The following is a 24,723-nucleotide window of genomic DNA, read 5'->3' as shown; positions in this document are numbered from 1 at the left end:
GGGACAAAAACAGGCTCAGCACATGGCACTTGTTCCTCTCCCCATCGGGGAGAGGTGGCCTGGGCGCCGCAGCGAGAGGAAGACGGCAAATGACCGCTTATATCGGCAAGCGCCTATTGGCCGCGATCCCGGTGATCCTGGGATTGTCGATTATTGTCTTTCTGGTCATGAAGCTCATCCCCGGGGATCCTGCCCAAGCCCTGCTCGGCGCCTACGCCACACCGGATAATGTCGAACGCATCAATCGGGTCCTGGGCCTGGACCGCTCCTGGCCCGAGCAATATCTGATCTGGATCGGCAACCTGCTGCAGGGCGATTTCGGCCGGTCCTATATCCTCAACCGCCCGGTCATCGATGAAGTGCTGGACCGCTTCAGCGCCACGCTCATTCTGGCCGGTGCCTCGCTGCTCATCTGTTCGGTGCTCGGCATACTCGCCGGCATTGTCTCGGCAGTCCGCCAGTTCGGCTGGACCGATCGCATCGTCACCTTTTTCGTGCTGATCGGCATCTCCATGCCGGCTTTCTTTCTCGGGCTGGTGCTGATCCTGCTCTTTGCCGTGCACTGGCGGCTGCTGCCCGTCTCGGGCATGTATGCCATCTATGGCGGCGGCGATCTGCCCGATCTGCTGCGCCATCTCATTCTTCCCGCCAGCACACTGGCCATTGTTGCCACCGGCGTGGTGGCGCGTCTGACTCGCGCGGCCATGCTCGAAGTGCTGCGGCAGGATTTCATCCGCACCGCGCGCGCCAAGGGGCTGAGTGAAAACGCGGTGATCTACCGCCACGCCTTCCGTGCGGCACTGGTCTCGATCATCCCGGTCATCGGCATCCAGACCGGCTTCGTGCTCGGCGGCGCCGTCTATATCGAAACTGTGTTCCAGTGGCCGGGGCTGGGGCAGATGCTGGTCAAGGCGGTCTCCACCCGCGACCTGCTGCTGGTGCAGGGCGGCGTGCTTGTTGCCGCTACTCTCTACGTGCTCGTCAACCTCTTGGCCGACGTCGCCCAGGCCATGCTCGATCCCAGGCTCAAGGCATGACCGATATGACCCTGTCCGCGCCCGAACCCCGCAAGCGCCGCAGCAATTGGCAATTGCTGATGGCCAATCGCCTCGCGGCGGCGGGCCTGTTCCTGTTCGGCTTCATCGTCATTCTCGCCGTGCTGGCGCCGGTGCTGCCGCTGCCTGATCCCGATATTACCGATCAGCCCAACCGCCTGTTGCCGCCCCTTGCCGATGGACATCTGCTCGGCACCGATCATCTGGGCCGCGATATCCTCTCCCGGCTGATCTGGGGCACCCAGGTGTCGCTGATCGTGGGCATCAGTGCCACTGCGCTTGCGGCCATTTTCGGTTCGTTGATCGGGCTCGTTGCCGGTTATTCGCGTGGCGCCACCGACAGCGTTCTGATGCGCTTTGTCGATATGCTCATGGCCTTCCCCTATATTCTGCTCGCCATTGCCATCGTGGCGGCGCTGGGGCCGGGCCTGCTCAATGCGCTCTATGCCATCGCCATCGTCAATATCCCGTTCTTCGCCCGCAATATCCGGGGCGTCACGGTCTCCATCCGCAATCGCGAATTCGTCGATGCGGCACGTCTTTCCGGCAAGAGCCATCCGGCCATTCTCTTCACTGAAGTGCTGCCCAATGTGCTGCCGGTGATCGTCATCACCATGTCCACCACCGTGGGCTGGATGATCCTTGAAACCGCGGGTCTCTCCTTCCTTGGTCTGGGCGCCCAGCCGCCGACCTCGGATCTTGGCTCCATGCTGGGCCAGGCCCGCGCACAACTCTTTACCGCGCCGCATGCCTCGATCATTCCCGGCATCATGATCTTCGCGCTGGTAATGAGCATCAATCTGCTCGGCGACGGCATTCGCGATGTGCTCGATCCGCGCCTGCGCTCCGGGGCGCTGGATCGCCCCATGCCGGTGACCAAGATCGCGCGCAGGACCAAGCCCGCCGCCACGCTCGAAGACGCGCCGGCGCTGGTCGTCGACCAGCTCGCAACCGGTTTTGATGATGGCAAGGCCATCACCCCCGCCGTGCGCAACATCAGCTTCCGCCTCGGCAAGGGTGAGTGCCTTGGCCTGATCGGGGAAAGCGGCTCGGGTAAATCGGTCACCGCGCTTTCGCTCATGGGGCTGGTGGCCTCGCCACCTGGCGTCATTACCGCCGGCGGTGTCTATGTCGGGGGCAGGGAAGTGCTGTCCCTGCGTGAGCAGGAACTGATCGGCCTGCGCGGCGGCCGCGTCGCCTATGTTTTCCAGGACCCCCTGACCACGCTCCATCCGCTGTTCCGCGTTGGCGAGCAGATCGCCGAGGCCATTTTGGTGCATGAGAGCGTGGGCAAGTCCGAAGCCCGTTCCCGGGCCATCGAATTGATGGAAACCGTGGGCATTCGCGACGCCCAAAGCCGCGCCAGCGCCTATCCGCACGAACTCTCGGGTGGACAACGCCAGCGCATCGGCATTGCCATGGCATTGGCCAATGATCCCGACATCATCATTGCCGACGAACCCACCACCGCGCTCGATGTTACGGTCCAGGCTCGCATTCTCGAACTGCTGCAGAACCTGCGCAAGGAACGGGGCCTGGCGCTCCTGCTCATCACCCATGATTTCGGCGTCGTCGCTCAGGTCTGCGACCGCGTCGCCGTGATGAAAGACGGCGAAATCGTCGAACAGGGGGAAACAACGGCCGTGCTGCGCGATCCGCAGCATGACTACACCAAGCGCCTGATCGCCTGTGTCCCCGAACTGGGCGAGGGACAGGCCTTCCTCGATCGCGTGCGGACTCTATTCCAGGAGGCCCGGACATGAGCGAGAACGCCGTCGAAATGCGCGATCTGCTCAAGACCTTTGGCGGCGGGCGGAGCCTGTTCGGGCGCAAGGCGAGTGAGGTGCGTGCCGTCAAGGGCATTTCCCTCGATCTCAAACGCGGTGAGACCCTAGGCATCGTCGGGGAAAGTGGCTCGGGCAAGTCCACTCTGGCCCGCATGCTGGTGGGGCTCGAGGCGCCGACTTCAGGCACCATGCAGATCGATGGCAAGCCCTGGGCGGAACTGGCCGCGACCGGCTCCCGCGCGTTTGGTCGCACCATCCAATATGTGTTTCAGGACCCCGTTGCCTCGCTCAACCCACGCAAGACCATTGGCGACATTCTCGACGTGCCGCTGCGCCTGCTTTGTGGGTATGACGCGAGCAAGCGGGCTAGGCGCAAGAAGGAGTTGGTCGACGCGGTGCAGATGCCGCTCGATACGCTCGAGCGCTTCCCGCACGAATTTTCCGGTGGCCAGGCTCAGCGCATTGCCATTGCCCGCGCCCTTGCCGCGGAGGCGCGGATCCTGGTGCTGGACGAACCGGTCAGTGCCCTCGATGTGTCCGTGCAGGCCCAGGTTCTGCTGCTGCTCCAGCAATTGCGCGACGATCTGGGCCTGTCCTATCTGTTCATCAGCCACGATCTGGCGGTGGTCGAATCGATTTCCGATCGTGTCGCGGTGATGTATCTGGGCGAGGTGGTGGAGGTCGGCCCGGCCGCCCGCCTCTTTGCCGCGCCGCAACACGACTACACGCGGGCGCTCATTTCCAGCGCGCCCCGCCTGACTTCACCGGATATTGCATGAACGAGATCGACCCGGCGCTGACCGACCTGCCCCGCCGCAAGCGCACCGATGAGATTGTCGACGCCATCAAGCGCATGATAGTCGAGCATGGACTGGCACCGGGCGATCGCCTGCCCCAGGAACGCGATCTCATCACCCAGTTTGCCGCCAGCAAGGGCACGGTGCGCGAAGCGCTCAAGGCGCTTGAAGTGCAGGGGCTGATCTCGGTGCGCACGGGGCCCGGCGGCGGGGCCTTTATCGAGCGGATGTCGGAAGGGCGGGCGATGAGCCTGCTGTCCAATTTCCTGTTCGCCAAGAACCTCTCCATTGCCAATATTTATCAAATGCGCAAGGCGCTCGAACCGCTGATCGCGGCCAGCGCCACCCCGCATATCGACGAAGCGGGATTGAACCGGCTCGAAGCCATTATCTCGGTCTATGACCATGAACCCGCTGACGCCGCCGAGCGCTGGAACCAGCGCATGGCCGAGCTCGATTTCCATGGCGTGGTGGCCGAATATGCCGACAATCCCATCCTCGCCTTCACCTGCCGGTTTCTGCAGCGCCTGCTCAAGGATCTCGCGATTGCCCAGGACATTTATGTCCAGCCAGAACCGGTGCTGCGCCAGTCCGGCATCGAGCATCAACGCGATCTGATCGCCGCCATGCGCCGGCGCGACGCCGATGCCGCCGCCGCGATCCTGGCCGAACACATGGCCGAAGCCGAGCAGCATATGCTGGGCCTGCAGGCTAGGCTGGTGGATCGGTTTCTGAGCGAGGACGCCGCCCCCCGCCGGGTAAGAAGGCGCCGCGCGCCATGATCCCGGGGCCTTGGCACTGTTGAGGGCTGGCGGCCCGCGCCGCCGGCGTAACGACCTGTTTCAGATGCAGAGACTGGCAAATGTCGTCGGTAGGAAAACCAGTATGGCGGCGACAAGCGCGGCCCGGTTGGCCCAGAGCGCGGCCATGTGCAATGGACCGTCTTCCGCGCCGGCACGGGCGGGCATGGCCAGCCATATCAGGGGAATAAGCGCCAGCAGGTAGAGCCCGATCAGCACCGGCCGATGCCAGTCGCCCCAGCCATATGCGCAACCCAGGGCCTGGACGGCATAGAGCACGACAAAGCCCACCGCCCAGATCACAAAGCCCGCAATCAGGCGGACCAGAGGCGTTCCGATCATCGTCTTCATGGTGCGCTCCCGCTCATGCTGAGAAGCGCGACAAGACCCAGCGCCAGGATCACCACGCCGCCGGCATAGCCGTTCCACAACCGGGCCAGTGCCAACTCGGTGCGCCGACGGGCGGAAACATACCCTTGTGCGTGGCGCCAGAGCGCATGCGCGGCTATCACCGCACCCAGGCCACAATGCAGCACGGCGTAGCCAAGTGTGACGAAAGCCACGGCCTGGCGCGCATGCCCGGTTGGGTCTCCCAGCGCCGACATGGCCAGTGTGAGCAGTGCCATGGCCAGGATTTGCATTAATAGGGTTGCCAGCAAGCTGACCCGAAGCCGCATGGTTGCACCAGGGTTGCGCCCCGCGACAACGGTCAGTCCCGCAGCCGAGAGGCTGGTCACAAGGGCCAATGCACCGGCCCAGAGCGGCAGGATCGGCCCGCTCGTGCCTTGCCAATTGGGCGCCACCACCAGCAGGAACAGGCCACCAAACAGGAGCGAGGCGAACAGCGTACCGTTCATCACCAACGCCGTGCGATTGGCGAGCACGGTGACATTGTCCGGCGCTTCCACATCGGGGGGCACGGCAAGGCCGCGCCCGATATCGAGGGGACCGCGATCGGTCCTGGCCCCGAGGCTGAGTGGCCAGAACAGGAACAGGACGAGCGTCGCCAACGCCCCGAATGGCGCCAGCCAATAAAGCTTGAACAGCAGGGCGAGGAAGAAGCTCGCTGTCGCCAGGGCCGTCCAGAGCGGCAGAAAGGAACGGCGGGGCAGGACGATCAACTGTTCGGCGGCGCCGCTCATCATGTCGACCGCCAGGGTTTCCTGTACGCCGTTGCGGGCAAAGCCGAGATAGCCATTTCCACCGGCCAGAGTTGGCCCGATATGCGCTGGCAGCAATTGGTCGGCGCGGGTCTCGATATGTGGGATGGAGGCGAAATTGTAGCTCGGCGGCGGGGTCGCCGTCGCCCATTCCAGCGTCCCGGCCCGCCAGGGGTCGCGACGGAAACGGGCGCCGAAACGGAACTGCAGCACCATATCGGCCAGCACCAGCGCAAAGCCCATGGTGAGAATGAAACCGCCCACCGAGGAGAGCAGGTTGAGCCAGTCCCAGCCCCAGTTGGACGGGTAGGTCGAGATGCGGCGCGGCATCCCCATCAGCCCGGTCAGGTGCATCAGGAAAAAGGTGAGGTTGAAACCGATCAGGATCAGCCAGAACGCTGGAACTGAAAGCCGGTAAAGGCTCTGTCGCCCCGAAATATGTGGCAGCCAATAATAGATTGCCGCCAGCATGGGAAAGACGAAGCCACCCACCAGCACATAGTGCAGATGCGCGACCACGAAATGGCTGTCATGGGCCTGGGTGTTGAACGGCACCATGGCGAGCATGACACCGGTCAGCCCGCCGATGACGAAGACGACGAAAAAGCCCGCCACATAGAGCATGGGTATATCCCAGCGCGGCCTGCCGGACGCCAGCGTACCGATCCAGGCAAAGATCTGCACGGCCGTCGGGATCGCCACCAAGGCGCTCGCCGCCGAAAAGAAGGCAAGCGCCAGATGCGGAATGCCCACGGTGAACATGTGGTGCACCCAGAGGCCGAAGCTGAGAAAGGCCATGGCGACGATGGCCGCGATGATGGCGCGATAACCCAGGATCGGGCGTTGCGCGAAGACCGGAATGATAGTGGTGAGCGCCCCGGCGCCGGGCAGGAAGATGATATAGACTTCCGGATGGCCGAACAGCCAGAACAGATGCTGCCACAGCAGCGGGTCACCGCCCCGTGTCGGATCGAAAAACGGCAGGTCGAAGGCGCGCTCCATCTCGAGCAGGATCGAGCCCAGGATCAGCGGCGGAAAGCCGATAATCATCATGCCCGCCGTCACCAGCATGTACCAGGCAAACAGCGGCATGCGCGTGAGCGCCATGCCCGGCGCCCGCATCTTGAGAATGGTGACGAAGATCTCGACTGCGGCCGTCACCGCCGAAATCTCGACAAAGGTAATGCCCAGCAGCCAGACATCGGCATTGATGCCCGGCGTGTAGGGTTTCGAAGAGAGCGGGGTATACATGAACCAGCCGCCATCGGGCGCCACTCCTGCCAGCATGGCGACAATCAGGATCGACCCGCCAAACAGGTAGCACCAGAAGCCATAGGCGGTTAGCCGGGGAAAGGCGAGGTCGCGCGCGCCCAGCAGCTTGGGCAGCATATAGATCGCAAAGCCCTCGAACATGGGAATGGCGAACAGGAACATCATCACCGTGCCGTGCATGGTGAAGATCTGATTGTAGAGTTCGGGGCCAATAAAGGCGCTGTTTGGTGTGGCCAATTGCGCCCGGATCAGCATGGAGAGCAGGCCGCCAATGGCAAAGAACAGCAGTGCCAGCGCCATGAAGCGCTTGCCCAGTATGGTGTGATTGACGCTGGACAATCGCGCCAGCCCCGGCGGCGTGCGCCAGATGGCGTCGAGCTGCTTGTGTAGGCCGAGCGGGGAGGATGGGCGGCTCATTGCTGCTCCTCCATCAGGGCCGCGAAATCCTCGACCGCGTGCGCCTCAATGCGGAACCACATGCCATCATGACCCGGCCCACAATATTCGGCGCATTGCCCCCAATAGATGCCGGGTTCGTCGGCCTCGAGGCGGATGAGGTTTTCATGGCCCGGAATGGCGTCGATCTTGCCGCCCAGCCTGGGCACCCAGAATGAATGGATCACGTCCGCGGAGGTCACCGCGACATCGACGGGCTGACCGGCAGGAATATGCAGCACTTCACCGGCCATCTCTTCTCCGTCCGGATAGGTGAAATTCCACTGCCAGCGCTCGGCATGGGCGCCAAAGCGCAGGGGTGCATCGCCCTTGGGCAGCAATTGTTCGCCCAGTACCAGTGCTGTGCCAGTGAGCAGGATCAGGATTGGAATGGGCAGGATCAAACCGCCGCCCAGGATCCATTGCGCAGGCGTGATGCGCGTCACCCATGCGGGGCGCAGATAGGCCAGAGCAAACAGTGCGATCACCAGCGCGAACAAGAGGGCCGAGCCGTAGAACATGACCCACCACAGCGTCGCCAGATTGGCCGCGCGGGGACCGGCGGGATCAAGGGTGGAAAGCTCGCCCGTGCAACCGGCGAGCAGCAGCGACGTTGCACAAAGGGCAACGGGCTTGGAAAAGGGGTGCAGCCGATGACCGATATTCCGCGCGAGGACGAAGAAAGCGAGATCCGCGACGAGGAGACACCGCCCGAGGCGCGGGCGGATCACCCCAATCCCGCCATCCGCGCCGTGGCAGGAAAGGATATCGGTTCGGCCATCGCAGTGGCGGGCCATCCCATCCATGCCATGCTGGTGCATTTTCCCATTGCTTTCGTCGTCGCCACATTGGGCGTCGACCTCTTCTACTGGTGGAACGCTGATCCGTTCTGGCTCGAGGTCGGCAAATGGGCCGGCGGCGCAGCCTTCGGCTTCGGCCTGCTGGCGGCCATTGTCGGCACGATTGAGCTGCTGGCGGTGCCGGGCATTCGCGTGCGCGTGGCAAGCTGGAACCATGCCATCGCGGCCATGGTGATGCTGGCCATTGTCGGCGCCAATGCGGGGCTGCGCATCTACTTTCCAGAAATGGTCCTGCCCAGTGGAATGATGCTCTCGGTATTGGCAACCATGGCTGCGGGTTTCGCGGGCTGGCATGGCGGCAAGCTGGTGTTCGATCATGGCGTCGGCCTCATCATTTCGTCGCGCCAATAAGCTGCTCGAATAGCTCCGAGAGCGCTCCGGGCGCGAACAGACCGGCCAACACCGCCGGCCATGCGATGTCGGGCTTGCCCAGGACCAGCACCAGGATCGCGGCAATGGCTGAAAACGTCAGGGTCAAAATCAGGATGAAGCGCCCGAGCGGATAGACCCCACCGGGCTCGAACAGCCTGAGGATCATCAGCCCGGAAAAAATGTGCACGCCGGTCAGGACGGAAACGCCCACCAGTTTTGCCGAAAACCAGTTCTCATAGGTGCCCTGCATCAGGATCAGCGCGGTGCCTGAGGCAATGGCGGCAAAGGCCGTCGGGGACACCAGTGCGACATAAAGAAAGCGGGTGAAGGCATGCAGCCGGTGGAGCGCCGGTCCCTCCAACCCCCGGCGCTGGCGATACAGAAAGGGCAGGGCGATCAGCCCCGCAGACCATCCGGCAATGGTCGCGACATGAATGAATTTGATCCAGGTGACGAGAAAGCCGAGGCTCATTCAGCCACCGCCTGCTCTGCCCGCAAGACCGTCACCAGCCGCCAGAGCACCAGGGCCAGGAGCGGCAGATTGGCCGGCACCCACATGAGCAGCCCGGCCAGCTGCTGGTCCTCCAGCGGCAAGAGACCGAACGCCATCGTGTTGCCCAGATGCGGCAGATAGAGCGGGGCGGGGGCAAACACCAGCAGCGCGCCAAGCAGTCCCATCTGAATGGCGCTGGACAGTGCCGCAATGCCTGCGACCGTCGCGGCATTGCTTCGCAGCAGCCCCATCCACAGCCAGGTGAAACTGGCAATCAGGCTGGCCTGCATGAGCCAATAGAGCGCTGGATGGGTGAAAGCGGATGTGTAGAAGTCCGGCGCATGCCAGAGCCAGAACGACAGGGTCGACAGCACCAGCGGCGGCATCAAGCTGGCGCGCGCACCCCATCTGGCGGGCAGGGCGAGTGCCAGCAGCGGCGCCAGCACCATGGTCAGCACCACATGGTGGCCAACGCGCACCGAAAACAGCGCCACGCTCAGAGCGCAGACGGGCGAGACGAAGAGGAGCACCGCCAGCAGCCACGCACTGGCGAAGGCAAGCTGTCGCCGCTGCCCCGCCTGCCGCAACAGCGCAAAGCCGGCCAAGGCGGTGAGAACAAGGGCACCGAGCAGGACGGGCTCGAAATTCCACCGGCCCCAGAGTGTCTCCAGGGTCGGTGGCGATCCGCAATAACTCATGTCGAAGGAAAAGGCTGACGCTGGGTCCATTTCCATTCCGGGTGTTGGAGGTTTTGCCGACACAGCCTCGCCTGGCGGGGCTGTGTCGCGGGACGTTGCGCCCTATGGCATCTCGTCTTCCTCGCTCTGGCCTGTCGCACTCTCGGGCAGGGCATAGGCGATGAAATAGTCGCCAATCGGGGTTTCCATGAAGTCATGGCCGCCGGCATTGATGACCACGATCTGGCGGCCCTGCGACTCATAGGTCATCGGGGTGGCCTGGCCACCGGCCGGGAGCTCGACTTCCCAGATCCGTTCACCGGTCTCGATGTCGATGGCGCGGAACAGATCGTCAGTGGCGGCGCCGATAAAGAACAGGCCCGAGGCGGTAATGAAGCCGCCGGCATTATTAGGCGTGCCGATAGTGAACGGCAGCATTGAGGGAATGCCGAACGGACCGTTCTTGCGGGCAGTGCCGAAGGGGCGATCCCACAGCATTTCGCGGGTGTTCAGATCGATGGCCGCGATACCGCCATAGGGTGGCTCCTTGCACAACATTCCCGTGAACGGCACCCGCCAGCCGGCATTGACGCGAATGCCGTAAGGCGCTTCGGCCTGCGGGCTGACCGAACCATGCGAGCCCGAGCTCGCGGACGGGTCATAATTGGGGTCGGCGATGGAATAGATGCCCATCTCATCGACCTCTTCGCGCGGGATCAGCTGGTTGTAGTTGGGCATGTTGTTGTAGTTGGCGATCAGGATGCCCTTTTCCGGATCGACGGCAATGCCACCCCAGTCCGAGCCTCCATTATAGCCGGGGAACTGGATCCAGGGCTTGTCGACCGTGGGCGGGGTATAGACACCGTCATATTCGGCCTGCCGGTACTGAATGCGGCACCAGAGCTGGTCGAGCGGCGTGGCGCCCCACATGTCTGCCTCGGTGATTGCCGGCTTCAAGAGATTCGGGAAGTCCGTGACATAGGGCTGAGTGGGCGAGAGGCGCTCAGGCTCGACGCCACCCTGCGGGGCAGGGCGTTCTTCGATATTGACCAGCGGCTCGCCGGTCTCGCGGTTGAGGATGTAGAACTGAGCCTGCTTGGACGGCATGATAATGGCCGGAACCGGACCCTCATCGGTGGGGAAATCCACCAGCGTGCCCTGGCCGCCCAGGTCATAGTCCCAGACGTCGTAGTGCACGGTCTGGTAGTGCCAGGCGACTTCGCCGGTTTCCACATCCAGCGCCACGATGGCGGTGGAATAGGTGTTTTCCTGCTCCGAGCGCGTGCCGCCCCAATAGTCGACGGCCGAATTGCCCATGGGCAGATAGACCATGCCAAGTTCGTCGTCGCCCGAAGCAATGGTCCACATATTGGGCGTACCGGGCGAATAGATCTCGCCTTCCGGCGGCAGGCCGTTCTCGCCCGGCCGGTTCATATCCCAGGCCCATTCCAGCTCGCCGGTGACGGCGTTGTAGCCGCGGATCACGCCGGAAGGGGCCGTGCGCTGCTGATTGTCGCTGACCTGGCTGCCGACGACCAGTACGTCGCGGACCAGGGTCGGTGGGGAGGTTGGGGCGTAAAAGCCCGGCGCTGTATTGCCAATGCCTTCCAGGAGATTGACCATGCCGCCATCGCCGAAATCGGGGCAAAGCTGGCCGGTCTCGGTGTCGAGTGCGATCATGCGCGCGTCATGAGTGAGGTTCACCGTGCGGGTGGCGCAGAGCTCGTCGCGTTCAGCGGTTGGATCCTCGAAATAGACCAGACCCCGGCAGGAGGCGTTATAGCCCACATTGTCGGTCGAGACCTCGGGATCGTAGGTCCAGAATTCGGCGCCTGTAGCAGCGTCAAGAGCGCTGATATGATTGGTCGCCGAGCACAGATAGAGCCGCTCACCCACCTTGACCGGTGTGTTCTGGTTGCCGAAGGGCTCGTCGCCTTCCGGCATGTCGCCGGTGCGGAACTCCCAGATCTTTTCGAGCTGATCGACATTGTCCGGCGTGATCTGGTCGAGCGGCGAATAGCGCATGGCGCGATGCGTGCCACCATAGGCCGGCCAATCGACGCCTGTTTCCAGGGTCACATAGGTGGGGCCGGTTTCCTCAGGCTGAGAGGCTTCAGTATCTGCCGGCTCTGCTTCACCCGCCTCCAGTGGCGCGTCTTCTGCTGTTCCATCTGTGTTCGCTGGAACGACCGGCGCCGGCTCCTCGGCCGGTGTGAGGCCGGGCTGCTCAGTCGGCTCTTCAGCCGGCTCTATTGCGGCAGGTGCGTCGGGAGCGTCGGGCTGGGCAACGGGCTCTTCGACTTCCTGGGCGATCGTGCTTTCAATGCCCTGATTGGCCACGCCAATGGCGCCGACTGCGCCGGCAAAGGTCACCATGGCGGCCATGGCCGACGTACCAAAGCGCCGCACAGAGCCACGCAGCACGGGAAGTGTGGTCAGCACCAGGATCAGGACGATCGTCGGCGCCAACAGACGCGGGACCTGGGCCCAGCCATCAAGGCCTGCTTCCCACAAGGCCCAGATCAACGTGCCCAGCCACGTCAATAGGTAGATCCACAGCGCGGTCATTTCGCGACGGAACAGGAACCACGCGGTCAAAAGCAGGCCGATCCCGGCGGGCAGATAATACCAGGAACCGCCAAGAGTAATCAGATAGAGCCCGCCTACGGCGATGGGCAGGCCAAAGACAAGAAGGACAACCCCGACAAACATGGTCCACCAAAATCCAAAACCCTTACGGTCATGGCGCGACATTGCCCGGTCGGTCATGCTTCCCTCCACTGACGTCATTCACCGTGCAACGCCCCAATGCGGACACAGTTCCAAACCCGCCCCGATTAATTCGGCCCAGGCAACAGTCGTGGAGAAATGCTCCGCCTAGAGGAGCTTGGACAGAAAGCTGCGAGTGCGGCCCTTGGGGAAGTCCGGCAGCGTGCCGAACACCGTGTAGCCGGCGCGCTGGTAGGTGCGCAGCGCCTTGGGATTGAACGTGTCTATATAGGCGCCGTGACACCCGCGGGCACGGGCCTCGTCCTCTGCCGCCTCTAACAAACGGCCGGCAAGTCCGCCACCGCGCTGCCCCTCGGCCACCCAGAGCCACTGCACATAGAGCCAGCCCCAGGCGCTGTAGCCCGAGAGGCCGGCCACGATCCGATCATCGGTGTCGCGCACGAAAACCGCCAGAGCCGTACGCTCGGACGGACCGACATCGTACTCGTTGAAACTGGCAAGGGACGTCCCCAGGAGATCGAGATCTTCCGCGCGCGGCGTGTCGGTAACTTCGAGCGCCAGCACCATTCTCAGTCCGCCAGAATCCCACCGGTCATGGCCTGCGGCGCACCGGTAGTGGTGGGGAAGCTGATCGGCAGGCCGCGCAGCACCCGCACCGCGAGGAGCGCGAAACATTCCGCTTCCACCGCATCGCCGCGCCAGCCCACTGCTTCGGCGGGAACGGCTTCGACATTGGCGCGGGTCTGCAACATGGCCATGATGGCCGGATTGTGCCGGCCGCCGCCACAGACGATCAGCCGCTCGGGGCGCTGTGGCAGGAGGTCGAGCGCCTTGCCTACCGCGCCGGTGGTAAAGGCGGTCAGGGTTGCTGCGCCATCTTCTGCGCCGAGCCCGTCCGCCATGGTGGCGAGGAAGTCGAACCGATCGAGCGATTTGGGATAGGGGGCGGACAGATAGGGGTGGGTCAGCAGACGAGCCAGGCGCTCTTCGTCAACCGTGCCGCGCAAGGCAATTTCGCCATTGTGGTCCATGTCGCCAAGGCCCAGGCCTTTGACGAAGTCATTGATCGGTGCATTGGCCGGGCCGGTGTCGAACGCGATCAACTGCTCGGCGCCGTCCCAATAGGTGACATTGGCCACGCCGCCCAGATTGAGCACGGCGGTCCTGCCATCCCTGGCATCGATCAGGCGCAGCAATGCGCGATGATAGAGAGCGGCCAGCGGCGCGCCCTGTCCACCGGCGCGCACATCGGCTGAGCGGAAATCATAGGCCACCCGGATGCCGGTCAGTTCGCGCATCAGCGCGCCATTGCCAAGCTGGCGGGTGGCACCGATCCGGCCCGGCTGCGGCGCGCGATGCAATACCGACTGGCCGTGAAAGCCGATAATGCCGATGTCCTCCGGCGTGAGACCAGCCTGCTTGATCAGATCAAGCACGGCGGCCGACTGGGCGCGGGTCAGCGCATCCTCTGCCTCGGCAAAGATCTCTGGTTCCGGCCCTTCGAAGTTCCAGGCGCGCGCCTGTGCCAGAGTTTCTTCCAGCGTGTCGCGGATCGACTGGGGATAGGGGGCGAGGGTATAGGCGCCGAACTGTTCGATGGTGTCGCCGTCGGTGCGCAGCAGCGCCACATCGATATTGCCGTCGAGCACGGTGCCCGTCATCAGCCCGACAGACCAGATTGGTTCGGCAGTGTTCTCAGGCGACATTAATGCAATCTCCTACGGCACGGCGCAGCGCAATGATGCCGCTATCGAAATGGCGCGTGGGGTGGACGCGATTGGTCAGCAGCGTCCAGGCATGACCCCGGTCAAAGTCAATCCACAGCCCCGTGCCAGTGAAGCCGGTATGGCCGATGGTCTGGGGCGAACAGTGCTCGCCGCCTGACCAGCCCTCATAAGGACGCTCCCAGCCATGGGTGCGGCGGGCTGAAAGTGGAGTACGGATCAAGGCGTCGGACCCGGCCGCGCTCAGCTTGCTGGCGGCGAAGGCGAGCACGCTCGAGGCAGTGCCGAAGAGCCCGGCATGGCCCGCGCCTTGCAGGGCCGAGCAATTATCGTCATGCACCTCGCCCACCAGCACGCGATGACGCCAGTAGCAATCCTCGGTCGCCGCGGCATTGTCTGGTTCGGCCGACCAGGCAAAGCCCTTGCCGGGATCCTGCTCGCGTATCCATTTGCCTTCCAGCCGTTCCAGCGCCAGGCCGAGCAGAATGAAGTTGATGTCGGAATAGACCGAGGGGCCCGCGGCAAATTCATGCTGCAAAAGGAAAGTGCGCAGCAGGTCCGGATCGCGCCCATAGGTGTAAAGCGGAAATACGGCTGGAAAGGGGGTCTGATGCCCCAGACACTGCCGGAAGGTGATCTTGCGCTCCCAATTGTCGAGATTGTAGTGCCGGAAATCGGGCAGCACGCTCGTCAGCGGCGCGTCGAGGTCGATATGCCCACTCTCGGCCAGCGCCAATATGCGTTCGGTGGTGAACAGCACCTTGGTCAGCGACGCCAGATCGAACCAGGTGTCTTCGGTCATCGGGCGGCTGCTTGGCACGGTCTGCGCCTGGCCCATGGCCCGGACAGCGCGGTCCCCGTTCCGGTCGACCACACCCAGCACGCCGCCCGGAATGCGGCCAGCTTCAATGGCGGCCGCCAAAGGGGCAAAGGCGCGGTCCAACTGGGCCTCTATGTCTGTCATGGCGTGTCCTCAATGCGAACGCGGTGATCTGCTCCGGACTCGCGCCATTGCGCGGGCGGTGGTTCAAAGCCGGGCGGGCGCACCAGGGAGGGCACCTGCGTCATATCGACGGCAAAGCGCTGCTTGCGCCGCTCGATGGCTGGCACGGCCGCAATCAGGCGTTTGGTGTAGCTGTGCTGCGGATCCGATAGCACGGCGCGCGCCTCGCCCACTTCCACCATCTGGCCGGCAAACATCACCGCAATGCGATGGGCGATCCGCTCGACCACGGCCATGTCATGCGAGATGAAGAGATAGGCCAGGCCAAACTCGGCCTGCAGGTCCACGAGCAGTTCGAGCACCTTGGCTTGCACTGAAACGTCGAGCGCCGATACCGCCTCGTCCAGCACCACCACGTCGGGATTGAGCATCAGCGCGCGGGCAATGCATAGACGCTGTCTTTGGCCGCCGGAAAACTGGTGCGGATAGCGGCTAAGCGCGTCTTGCGGCAGGCCGACGCGGTCGAGCAGGAATATCATGCGCTCGCGCAACGCGTCATCGCGCCGCTGCCCATTGGCAAGCGCCGGTTCGGCCAGCAATGCCTCGACATTCAAGCGCGGATTAAGCGAAGCGAAGGGGTCCTGGAACACCATCTGTACTGGACGCGTGCTGCGGCCCGCGCCGGTAGCGATCTCGCCCCGGGTCTTGCTGTTCAGACCCAGCAGCGCACGCGCTGTGGTGGATTTGCCGCAACCGCTTTCCCCCACAATGGCCAGTGTCTCGCCGGGCACCAGGTCAAAGCTCACCCCATCCACGGCGTGGATTGCGCCCTTGGGCTTGAACCAGGCCTTTCCTACTGGAAAGCGCACGACCAGGTTTTCGACCTTGACGATCGGCGCATGCTGTTCGGTCCGCCGGCCGTCTTTCCGCACCGCCTTGCCCGAGGTAAAATGCGGCACGGCGCGCAACAGGTGCCTGGTATAATCGTGCTGAGGGTTGTCCAGCACCGCATCGGTTTCGCCCTGCTCGACCGCCACCCCGTTCTGCATCACCATGATGCGGTCGGCGATGCCGGCGACCAGGCCAATGTCATGGGTGATGAAGATCATCGCCATGCCGGTCTCTTCGCGCAATTCGGCCAGGAGCGCCATGATCTGCGCCTGTACCGTCACGTCGAGCGCCGTGGTCGGCTCGTCCGCGATCAGCAGGCGCGGGCTGGCGGCCAGGGCCATGGCAATCATGATGCGTTGCCGCATGCCGCCGGAGAGCTGGTGCGGATAATAGCCGAGCCGGGACTGCGCGTCGGGAATGCGCACGCGCCCCAGCACGTCCAGGGTCGCCTTGTGCGCCTGCGCACCGGTGAGGCCCTTGGACAGGCGGAACGCCTCTTCGATTTGCGCGCCCACCGTGTGCACCGGATTGAGCGAGGTCATCGGCTCCTGAAAGATCATGCCGACGTCGCGTCCGCGAATGCCCAACAGCGTTTTTTCATCGGCCTTGGCGACATCGAGCACCGTACCGTCGGAACGGGTGAGCTGGATCGACCCATGGGTGATCCGTCCACCGCCGAAATCAACCAGCCGATTGACCGAAAGGGCCGAGACCGACTTGCCCGAACCGCTCTCACCGACGATGCCCAGTGTTTCGCCTGGACCAAGGTCGAAGCTGACGCCCTTGACCACTTCATTGGCTTCGGGGGCGTGGCCGAAACCGACGCGCAGGTCGCGGACTGAAAGCAAACCGGTCATGCTTCCCTCCTTTGGGTGCGCGGATCGAGAATGTCGCGCAAGGCATCGCCGGTCAGGTTGAAGCCGAGAATGCCGAGCATGATGGTGACGGCCGGAAAGATCATCAGCCATGGCGCGTGGGTCATCAGGTTGCGGCTTTCCGCCAGCATCAGGCCAAGCGAGGGGGTTGGCGGCTGGGTGCCCAGACCGAGGAAGGATAGCCCCGCTTCCGTCAGCAGCGCCCAGGCCAATGCCAACGTGACCTGCACGGCAAGCGGCGCCACCAGGTTAAGCAGCAAATGCCGGGTCAGGACATAGCCTTGCGAGCTGCCGAAAGTACGCGCCGCATCGACGAAATCGCGCTGCTTGAGCGACAATGCCGGGCCGCGCACCACACGGGCAAAGATCGGCGTATAGACAATGGCAATGGCGGCAACACTGGTCATCGTGCCCGGGCCGACGATGGCAATAATCAGCAGCGCCAGGAGGATCGCCGGGAACGCCAGCAGCACATCCATGACGCGCATGAAGATACCGTCCCACAGGCCACCCCACCATGCCGAGAGCAGGCCGATGATCGTACCGGCCACCGTTGCAATGGCCACCGAGGCGAAGGCAATCAGCATGGACTGGCGAATGCCCACCATCAGGCGGCTGAAGGCATCGCGACCGAGCAGGTCCGTGCCGAACCAATAGGTTTCGCTGGGTGCCTTGAGCCGGTCGATGGCAAAGAGCTTGAGCGGGTCATGCGGGGTCAGGCCCAGCGTGCCCAGAATGGCGGCGAGCAGATAGAGCCCGATAATGACCAGGCCAATGCGCCCGGAGGGGTGACGGAACAGCGATGAAAAAAGTTTGCCCATCAGCGCCTCCCGATCCGGATGCGCGGGTCAAGGGCAACATAGGCGAGATCGACGAGTAGATTGACCACCAGGAAGTTGAAGGCAATGAACAACACTGTCCCTTGCACCAATGCATAGTCGCGCTGGGTGATGGCATCGAGCACCAGCCGGCCCAGGCCGGGCAGGGCGAAGATCTGTTCAACGATCACGGCGCCACCCAGCAGATAGCCGAATTCGACGCCGGACAGCGTCACCACCGGAATGAGCGCATTGGGCAGGGCATGATGCCAGATCACGCTCATCGGCGTGGCACCCTTGGAGCGGGCCGTGCGCACGTAATCGTCGCTCAGCACGTCGAGCATGGCTGAACGGGAAATCCGGGTTACCGAGGCGGCAAAGGCAAAGCCGAGCGTGATCGCCGGAAAGATCAATTGCCCGATGCTGGCCAAAGGATCGGTAAAGAGCGGCGTGAAGGTACCCATGGCCGGCACGAAGCCGAAGAACACCGAGAGCACATAAATGATCAGAATGCCGACGACGAAATTGGGGGTCGACTGACCCAGCATGGCCAGAACCCGCACCACCAGGTCGCTGGGGCGCTCATTGCGCGAGGCGGCCAGTACGCCCAGCGGCACCCCGACGCTGAGCGCGATCACCATCGACATCAGCGAAAGCTGCAGGGTGAGCGGGAAGCGCTCGAGGATCACCGTGAACACCGGCTTGCCATAGATCGAGGAAATACCCAGATCGCCCTGGAACAGGCCGGTCAGCCAGCGCAGATACTGCGCCCAGATGGGTTGGTCGATGCCGAAATAGGCGGCCAGTGTCTCGCGCTGAACCGGCGTCAGCAGCCCCGCTTCGGTGCCCAGCATGGCGGTGATGGCGTCGCCCGGCACCAGCCGGATGGCGACAAAGACAAGAATGGAAACCCCGAGAAGGATCAGCGGGAAGGTCAGCAGGCGCTGAACCACATAACTCATGGGACGTGATCCGAATGGGACCGGCCCGAAGGCCGGTCCGTTTGATTTTGGACTATTCTACCGAGACGTTGACCAGGCCGAACAGCGTGCCGGTCGGCGAAGGGGTGAAGCCGGAAACGGTGTCGCGCTGGGCGGTGTAGCTATAGCCGGTCGAGAGCCACAGCCAGGGTGACTGCTCGGCCAGGCGGCTTTCAAAAGCCTGGAAGATTTCCACGCGCTTGGCCGGATCGGTTTCGGCTTGCCCCTGCTTCATCAGGCTGTCCAGTTCTTCGTCCGGGAAGTTGGAGACGTGGGCCAGATTGCCTTCATTGGTGAAGTAGCGGTTGTACATTGGATAGGGGTCCGGACGGCCACCATTCTGGGCCACCGCCATGTCGAAATCCCCGGCAAGCCAGGCGTCGACATAGACGTTGAGTTCCATCATCTCGATTTCAAGATCGATACCGATTTCGGCGAGCTGGGCCTGCAGGACCTGTGCCTCGGACGCAGCGACCGGAGGCTCGCCGGTTGCTGCAATCACTGTTGCCGAGAATCCGTCGACACCAGCTTCGGCCATCAGTTCCTTGGCCTTGTCCAGATCCTGCTCGTAGCAGAACAGGTTGGCCGGGTCCTGCGCAAAGGCCGGCATGGTCAGCGGGCCGGTCACCTTGCCTTCGCCGGCCAGCGCGGCATCGATGATCTCCTGCCGGTCAATGGCGCAGCTCATGGCCTGGCGGACCTTGAGATTATCCATCGGCGGACGCGAAGGGTTGAGCTGAAGCACATTGTAGTTCAGCACGCCGACACGGTTCAGTTCGAGACCGGCTTCCATCGGCACCAGCGTGGCAACCAGCGGGTCGTTGAGCAGGGCGAAATCGGTCTGCCCGGCGCGCAGCGAGGCCAGGATTGCCATTTCGTCGGGCAGCACCGAGATGGTGATGCCGTCAATGGCCAACTCGCCACCGGCCCAATTCTCATTGGCGCTCAGGACTTCGCGGGCATTGGGTTCCCAGCTTTCCAGCACGAAGGGCCCCGAGCCAACGGTTTCGGTGCCAATCGTGCCTGCTTCGATCTCCGCAGCAGGCAGGACGGCGGCGTTGATTGTGGCCATGGCGACCAGGATCGGCACGTCGGCGGTCGAGAGGTTGAACACGACAGTGGCCTCATCCGGCGTATCGATGCTCTCGATCGAAAGGAAATTCGAGCGGGCCGCAGCCGAGGTGGCTTCATCGAGGAGGCGCTCGAATGACGCCTTGACGTCGGCCGAAGTCACCGACGCACCGTCGGAGAATTTGGCATCGGGATCGAGCGAGAAGGTCAACGTCTTGGCGTCGTCGGAGAATTCCCAGCTCGAGGCGATGGCCGGCACCACATTGAGTTCGGCATCCATGCGCACCAGCGGCTCATAGATCAATTCGAGCAGGCGGAGCGAAGAAAAGGCAGTCTGCTTGTGCGGGTCAAGGCCGGTGGCGTCCTGCGACCAGGCCATGCGCAATTCCGCGGCCTGCGCGGGCAGCGCAGTTGCGACCGAAGTCAGGGCAGTGGCAACGGCGAGGCCGGCCAGAAGCGTCTTGGGTGAAAACTGGTTCATCGATATTCCCTCACTGTTGAGCCGGCACCGCTTCCGGGGGCCGTGCCAAGGTCGTCAGGTGCCTGTCCAAACCTACGCGGTCCGCTGGCCAGCCACACCAACCTCTGTGACAAGCCTATGAAGTCCCGGTCCGGGCTGTCAATAATTTTCATGCTTGATGACTACGTTGAACTTTTGTTTCAATGGGCGGTAGCCGAGGGTTCGGGTATAGGGGCGCAGCACCTGCACGCTCCGGTCCCGGAAGGCGGGCCGAAGGGGATATGATTTGGGCATCCAATCGACGATCGAAGCGTCTGCGGACAAGTTCACACCGGCCATGCAGCGCGTCGCCACGGTGATCCGCGATCAGCCCCGCATCGTGCTCGATCAGACTATTTCAGAACTGGCCGAAAGCTGTGGCACCTCGGTCGCCTCGGTGGTCCGCTTCTGTCGCGCGCTGGGCCTGTCTGGCTACGCACAACTGCGCATGTCGCTGGCCACCGAACTGGGCAAGGAGGCGGCCCAGTTCGGTAATGATCTCATTCTCGGGGCTGAGATCGCCCAGTCCGACACCTTGCAGGAAATGGCCTCCAAAGTGGCGTCGCTGGAAATCCTGGCGATCGATGAAACCGTCTCGGGCCTCGACTATGGAGTGCTCGAACGCGTGGTGGCGGCGGTTGATCAGGCCGACCGCATCTTGTTGTTCGGCATCGGCGCTAGCCAATTCGTCGCCCAGGACCTGCATCACAAGCTGTTCCGCATTGGCCGCAATGCCTTCCTCCTCGCCGACCCGCATGAGGCCTGGACCGCAGCTTTGCTGTCGCCCCAAGGCACGGTCGCTTTGGGTTTCTCCCATTCGGGCGCCACGGCCGACACGGTGCGTTTTCTGGAAATCGCCCGCGACGCCGGGGCCCTGACCGTGGCTTTGACCGGTGCGCCGCAATCCGCCCTGGCAGAGGCCGCCGACGAGTGCCTGGTGGCCCGCGCCCGCGAAAGCCGATTGCGCGCCGGCGCCATGGTCAGCCGCATCGCCCAATTGGCCATTGTCGATTGCCTGTTTCTCGGCGTTGCCAGCCAGCGCTACGAACAGACCGTGGATGCGCTCAAGCGGACGCGGGACGTGACGCACCCCAAATAGTCTAGCCATCCCAGAGGGCCGAAGCGCCGCCGGCAATCGTGCCGCGCTCAAATATCAACCCTTCGGGTCGGTCCTGCTCCAGCAAGAGCGGGCCATCGAGATCGACCCAGCGCGCCTGCTCACCCGGCCGCGCGCGGCTGGTGTTGGGCGGCGGCGCGGCGCAGGAAGCCTCCGGCCTCCTCCAGGGCAAGCGCCCCCTCTGCCGCAGTCATGCCGGTCAGGGCCATCAGGATTGCCAGCTTCACATTGTTCTTGCTGGCTACCAAATACGCCTCGGCCTCTTCGGCGGTACAATCGGCCACCTCGATCAGAATGCGGGTGGCGCGGGCTGCCAGCTTCTCATTGCTGACCGAAAGATCGACCATGAGATTTTCATAAGTCTTGCCGATGCGGACCATGCTGGCCGTGGTCAGCATGTTGAGGACCAGCTTCTGCGCCGTGCCCGATTTGAGCCGGGTCGATCCGGTCAGCGCCTCGGGGCCAACCAGCGGCGAAATGGCAATGTCGGCCATATTGGCAATGGCGGAGTCCGGATTGCAGGAAAGCGCCGCCGTCACCGCGCCAACACTCTTGGCGTAGTCCAGCCCGCCAATGACATAAGGCGTCCGGCCGCTCACCGCGATGCCCACAACCACGTCCCGAGAGGAGACGTTCACCCGCTGGAGGTCCTTGCGGCCCTCTTCGCGGGAATCTTCAGCGCCTTCGACCGGGTGGCGCAGGGCGTGATCGCCCCCGGCAATGAGCCCCACCACCATGCCTTCGGGCACGCCGAAAGTCGGCGGACATTCCGAAGCGTCAAGTACGCCCAGGCGTCCGCTGGTGCCGGCGCCCATATAGATCAGGCGTCCGCCGGCCTTGAAGGCCTCAACGATGCAGTCCACGGTGGCAGCGACTTGCGGCAATACCTGTCGCACGGCTTCGGCAACCCGGGCATCCTCGGCATTCATTGCCGCAACGATCTCGCTCGACGACATCAAGTCGATCTGCAGCGTGTTCGGGTTGCGGGCTTCGGAAACGAGCTGTTCCAGCTCAGCCATCAGGGTCGTTTTTGCCATTGTGCCTATGCTCAAATTCCGCTTCGATGCTAGAAGTGAATATTCCTGCTGTCAACGAGACATGGAATATTGTATTCCAAATTGATAATGTCCCTGGGGATATGTCTTTGGCGTGACGGGCTGTCTGACGGGGTACAAGCAGGTTGCAATTTGAGGGGGGTCGGCTTTAGTCCTCGAAAGGCGAGGCGGCTGGGCCGGCGGGCACGGGAACAGACATGTCGATACTCAAGGTCCTCAGCGCCAAGCTGGACACCATGACCCAGGCCGATCGCCAGATCGCCCAATTCATCATCGACCACCCCGAGCAGATGCTGACCCTGTCATCGGCGGCATTGGCCGAAGCGACCGGTCGGAGTCAGTCCAGCGTCGTCAAGTTCAGCCAGAAGCTGGGCTATGCCGGCTACCAGCAACTCAAACTGGCCGTGAACAAGGCCAAGGCGCTGGAATGGCATGCTCCCGGCGGCGTCATTCATGGCTCGATCGATGCCAGCGACAGTTATGTCACCATTCTGCAAAAGCTGATCGGCTCCAAGCTGCTCTCAATGCGCGAAACCCTGGCAGCCAACAATGAGCAGACCATCGATCTGGCCCTCGACGCGCTGGCCAATGCCCGTAAGATCCAGCTTGCCGGCGTCGGGGCCTCGTCGCTGGTGGCCAAGGATTTTTCCTACAAATTGCTCAAGCTGGGGCGCATGGCGCTGATCGACAGCGACAGCCATATCCAGATCTCCAACGCCTCGGCCCTCAATGGGGACGATGTGCTCTTCGCCCTGTCCCATTCCGGGCGCAGCGTGGAAACCCTGCGCATTGCCGAGATGGCCCGCCAGCGTGGCGCCACGGTGATTTCGATGACCGGATTGCAGCCCAACCCTTTGCTGGAACTGGCCGATATACACCTCTTTACCGTCGCCGATGAGGAGCGCGTGCGCTCCTCGGCCATCACCTCGCGTGACGCGCAATTGATGCTGATGGACATGCTGTTCATCCTGATGATCCGCATGCAGGCGGATGCGCACGACTTTATCCACAATTCCGAAACCGCCGTGACGGTGCTCAAGGCCCGCTAGGCGCTCGGGAATTGGCGTCTGAGCGCAGATGGTCGTCGATCATGCCGCTGTGGTCACGATGTAATTTAATATTCTTGACACTTGGAATCGATGGAATTTACTATTCCAACAACGCAGGCAACAGGCTAACCTGCCCAAGGGACCTGCTATCGGCAGGACGGACGGAGAAAGCAATTGGCGCAGCTATCGCTTCGCGGCATCAAGAAGCGCTATCGCGAGACCGAGGTCTTGCATGGCATTGATCTGGAAATCGGAGATCGCGAATTCGTCGTCTTTGTCGGCCCCTCGGGTTGCGGCAAGTCGACCTTGCTGCGCCTGATTGCCGGGCTTGATCCGATTACCCATGGCGAATTCGTGCTCAATGGCAGCCGCATGAACGATGTGGCGCCCTCGCGCCGTGGCATCGCCATGGTGTTCCAGTCCTATGCGCTTTATCCGCATATGGATGTCTATGAGAACATGGCCTTTGGCGCCCGTCTGATGGGACTCGACAAGGCCGAGGTGGAACAGCGCATCGCCGACGCCGCGCGCATGCTGCGGCTTGGCGAGTTGCTCAAGCGCCGCCCGCGCGAACTCTCTGGTGGCCAACGTCAGCGCGTCGCCATTGGTCGCGCGCTGGTGCGCAAGCCCGACGTGTTCCTGCTCGATGAACCGCTGTCCAATCTCGATGCGGCCCTGCGCTCCGAGGTTCGCCTCGAGATCGCGCGCCTGCACCGCGAGATCGGCGGCACCATGATCTACGTCACCCACGACCAGGTCGAGGCCATGACCCTGGCCGACAAGATCGTGGTGATGAACAATGGCCGCATTGAACAGGTCGGCTCGCCGCGCGAACTCTATGAGACCCCGGCCAATACCTTCGTTGCCAGTTTCATCGGCTCGCCACGCATGACGCTGGTCGACGTGACCCGCGACGGGGATCGCCTTGCCATCGCCAATGGCGGGGCAGCGGCGGTCGGTGCGCTGCCGGATGAAACAGACCTCAAGCTGGGCCTGCGGCCCGATGCAGTGCACCTCACCCGTGGCCCGGCCGAGGGCTTCGCTGCCCAGGTCGTCTACACCGAATATCTGGGCGACAATGCTTATGTCTATGCCCGGCTGGCCGATGGCACGCTGCTTTCGGCCCGCACCACACCCAACGATCTATTTGCGCCGGACGAGAAGGTGACCGTGACGGTCGAGCCGGGCGCCGCGCATTTCTTTTCCGCCGAGGATGGCCGGCGGCTGACGCCCTGAACCGGGCGTCGGGACAAGACCACCAAA

At 63.2% G+C, this 24,723-nt stretch carries 22 protein-coding genes; 8 read left to right on the top strand and 14 right to left on the bottom strand.

Annotation, left to right across the window (positions count from 1 at the left end; all coding sequences use genetic code 11):
• The first annotated feature begins 89 nt into the window (after positions 1-89).
• The 4 genes from GGR20_RS13025 to GGR20_RS13010 are packed head-to-tail and all read left to right on the top strand — an operon-like array spanning position 90 to position 4,421.
• Positions 90-1,037, top strand: a complete 948-nt coding sequence (locus tag GGR20_RS13025) for an ABC transporter permease (RefSeq protein WP_183311792.1) — start codon at positions 90-92, stop codon at positions 1,035-1,037.
• Positions 1,034-2,818, top strand: a complete 1,785-nt coding sequence (locus GGR20_RS13020; RefSeq protein ID WP_183311791.1) for a dipeptide/oligopeptide/nickel ABC transporter permease/ATP-binding protein — start codon at positions 1,034-1,036, stop codon at positions 2,816-2,818. Before GGR20_RS13025 ends, GGR20_RS13020 begins: the two co-directional genes overlap by 4 nt.
• Positions 2,815-3,621, top strand: a complete 807-nt coding sequence (locus GGR20_RS13015; RefSeq protein WP_183311790.1) for an ATP-binding cassette domain-containing protein — start codon at positions 2,815-2,817, stop codon at positions 3,619-3,621. Before GGR20_RS13020 ends, GGR20_RS13015 begins: the two co-directional genes overlap by 4 nt.
• Positions 3,618-4,421 (top strand): FadR/GntR family transcriptional regulator, encoded by an 804-nt coding sequence (locus GGR20_RS13010; RefSeq protein WP_183311789.1) that lies wholly within the window; start codon positions 3,618-3,620, stop codon positions 4,419-4,421. Before GGR20_RS13015 ends, GGR20_RS13010 begins: the two co-directional genes overlap by 4 nt.
• Before the next feature lie 60 nt (positions 4,422-4,481).
• Here GGR20_RS13010 and GGR20_RS13005 read toward each other — a convergent pair whose 3' ends face one another.
• From GGR20_RS13005 to GGR20_RS12995, 3 genes are read right to left on the bottom strand one after another with little or no spacing between them, the layout of a single operon-like run.
• Positions 4,482-4,790, bottom strand: a complete 309-nt coding sequence (locus GGR20_RS13005) for a hypothetical protein (protein ID WP_183311788.1) — start codon at positions 4,788-4,790, stop codon at positions 4,482-4,484.
• Positions 4,787-7,288: a cytochrome c oxidase subunit I gene (gene ctaD / locus GGR20_RS13000; RefSeq protein ID WP_183311787.1), complete on the bottom strand. Its 2,502-nt coding sequence runs from the start codon at positions 7,286-7,288 to the stop codon at positions 4,787-4,789. The genes GGR20_RS13005 and ctaD overlap by 4 nt, the downstream gene beginning before the upstream one ends.
• The gene (locus tag GGR20_RS12995) at positions 7,285-7,827 is read right to left on the bottom strand and encodes a cytochrome c oxidase subunit II (RefSeq protein ID WP_183311931.1); all 543 of its coding nucleotides are present in this window, start codon (positions 7,825-7,827) and stop codon (positions 7,285-7,287) included. Before GGR20_RS12995 ends, ctaD begins: the two co-directional genes overlap by 4 nt.
• 132 nt (positions 7,828-7,959) lie before the next feature.
• Here GGR20_RS12995 and GGR20_RS12990 point away from each other — a divergent pair, with 132 nt between their 5' ends.
• Positions 7,960-8,517, top strand: coding sequence for a DUF2231 domain-containing protein (locus GGR20_RS12990; protein WP_183311786.1), 558 nt, complete (start codon positions 7,960-7,962; stop codon positions 8,515-8,517).
• Here GGR20_RS12990 and GGR20_RS12985 read toward each other — a convergent pair.
• The 10 genes from GGR20_RS12985 to GGR20_RS12940 form a co-directional block, all read right to left on the bottom strand.
• The gene (locus GGR20_RS12985; RefSeq protein WP_183311785.1) at positions 8,498-9,010 is read right to left on the bottom strand and encodes a CopD family protein; all 513 of its coding nucleotides are present in this window, start codon (positions 9,008-9,010) and stop codon (positions 8,498-8,500) included. The two genes, GGR20_RS12990 and GGR20_RS12985, sit on opposite strands and share 20 nt — an antisense overlap.
• A complete protein-coding gene (locus tag GGR20_RS12980) occupies positions 9,007-9,759 on the bottom strand; it encodes a cytochrome c oxidase assembly protein (protein WP_183311784.1) in 753 nt (250 codons plus the stop codon). Before GGR20_RS12980 ends, GGR20_RS12985 begins: the two co-directional genes overlap by 4 nt.
• A gap of 72 nt (positions 9,760-9,831) precedes the next feature.
• Positions 9,832-12,477 carry a BamB-related PQQ repeat family beta-propellar protein gene (locus tag GGR20_RS12975; protein WP_246349593.1) on the bottom strand — a complete coding sequence of 882 codons (2,646 nt, stop codon included), beginning with the start codon at positions 12,475-12,477 and terminating at the stop codon, positions 9,832-9,834.
• A 108-nt stretch (positions 12,478-12,585) separates the two neighbouring features.
• Positions 12,586-13,005 (bottom strand): GNAT family N-acetyltransferase, encoded by a 420-nt coding sequence (locus tag GGR20_RS12970; RefSeq protein ID WP_183311783.1) that lies wholly within the window; start codon positions 13,003-13,005, stop codon positions 12,586-12,588.
• 2 nt (positions 13,006-13,007) lie between these two features.
• Positions 13,008-14,144, bottom strand: a complete 1,137-nt coding sequence (locus tag GGR20_RS12965) for an anhydro-N-acetylmuramic acid kinase (RefSeq protein ID WP_183311782.1) — start codon at positions 14,142-14,144, stop codon at positions 13,008-13,010.
• On the bottom strand, positions 14,134-15,126 hold the full coding sequence (locus GGR20_RS12960) for a serine hydrolase domain-containing protein (protein ID WP_183311781.1): 993 nt from the start codon (positions 15,124-15,126) through the stop codon (positions 14,134-14,136). The genes GGR20_RS12965 and GGR20_RS12960 overlap by 11 nt, the downstream gene beginning before the upstream one ends.
• A complete protein-coding gene (locus GGR20_RS12955; protein ID WP_183311780.1) occupies positions 15,123-16,853 on the bottom strand; it encodes an ABC transporter ATP-binding protein in 1,731 nt (576 codons plus the stop codon). The genes GGR20_RS12960 and GGR20_RS12955 overlap by 4 nt, the downstream gene beginning before the upstream one ends.
• Positions 16,850-17,692, bottom strand: coding sequence for an ABC transporter permease (locus tag GGR20_RS12950; RefSeq protein WP_183311779.1), 843 nt, complete (start codon positions 17,690-17,692; stop codon positions 16,850-16,852). Before GGR20_RS12950 ends, GGR20_RS12955 begins: the two co-directional genes overlap by 4 nt.
• Positions 17,692-18,651 (bottom strand): ABC transporter permease, encoded by a 960-nt coding sequence (locus tag GGR20_RS12945; protein ID WP_183311778.1) that lies wholly within the window; start codon positions 18,649-18,651, stop codon positions 17,692-17,694. The genes GGR20_RS12950 and GGR20_RS12945 overlap by 1 nt, the downstream gene beginning before the upstream one ends.
• A gap of 52 nt (positions 18,652-18,703) precedes the next feature.
• Complete coding sequence (locus tag GGR20_RS12940) at positions 18,704-20,221, bottom strand: ABC transporter substrate-binding protein (protein WP_183311777.1); 1,518 nt, start codon at positions 20,219-20,221, stop codon at positions 18,704-18,706.
• Positions 20,222-20,486: 265 nt separating this feature from the next.
• Here GGR20_RS12940 and GGR20_RS12935 point away from each other — a divergent pair, with 265 nt between their 5' ends.
• Positions 20,487-21,338, top strand: coding sequence for a MurR/RpiR family transcriptional regulator (locus GGR20_RS12935; RefSeq protein ID WP_183311776.1), 852 nt, complete (start codon positions 20,487-20,489; stop codon positions 21,336-21,338).
• A 119-nt stretch (positions 21,339-21,457) separates the two neighbouring features.
• Here GGR20_RS12935 and murQ read toward each other — a convergent pair whose 3' ends face one another.
• Positions 21,458-22,393 (bottom strand): N-acetylmuramic acid 6-phosphate etherase, encoded by a 936-nt coding sequence (gene murQ / locus GGR20_RS12930; protein ID WP_183311775.1) that lies wholly within the window; start codon positions 22,391-22,393, stop codon positions 21,458-21,460.
• 215 nt (positions 22,394-22,608) lie between these two features.
• On the opposite strand from murQ, the gene GGR20_RS12925 reads away from it, so the two are divergent.
• On the top strand, positions 22,609-23,460 hold the full coding sequence (locus tag GGR20_RS12925) for a MurR/RpiR family transcriptional regulator (RefSeq protein WP_183311774.1): 852 nt from the start codon (positions 22,609-22,611) through the stop codon (positions 23,458-23,460).
• A gap of 174 nt (positions 23,461-23,634) precedes the next feature.
• The gene (locus GGR20_RS12920; RefSeq protein WP_183311773.1) at positions 23,635-24,696 is read left to right on the top strand and encodes an ABC transporter ATP-binding protein; all 1,062 of its coding nucleotides are present in this window, start codon (positions 23,635-23,637) and stop codon (positions 24,694-24,696) included.
• Positions 24,697-24,723: the final 27 nt, after the last annotated feature.

Source organism: Devosia subaequoris (assembly GCF_014197055.1).
Taxonomy (GTDB): Bacteria; Pseudomonadota; Alphaproteobacteria; order Rhizobiales; family Devosiaceae; genus Devosia; species Devosia subaequoris.
Note: the sequence above shows the minus strand (reverse complement) of the source record. Positions and strands in the feature narration are given on the sequence as shown.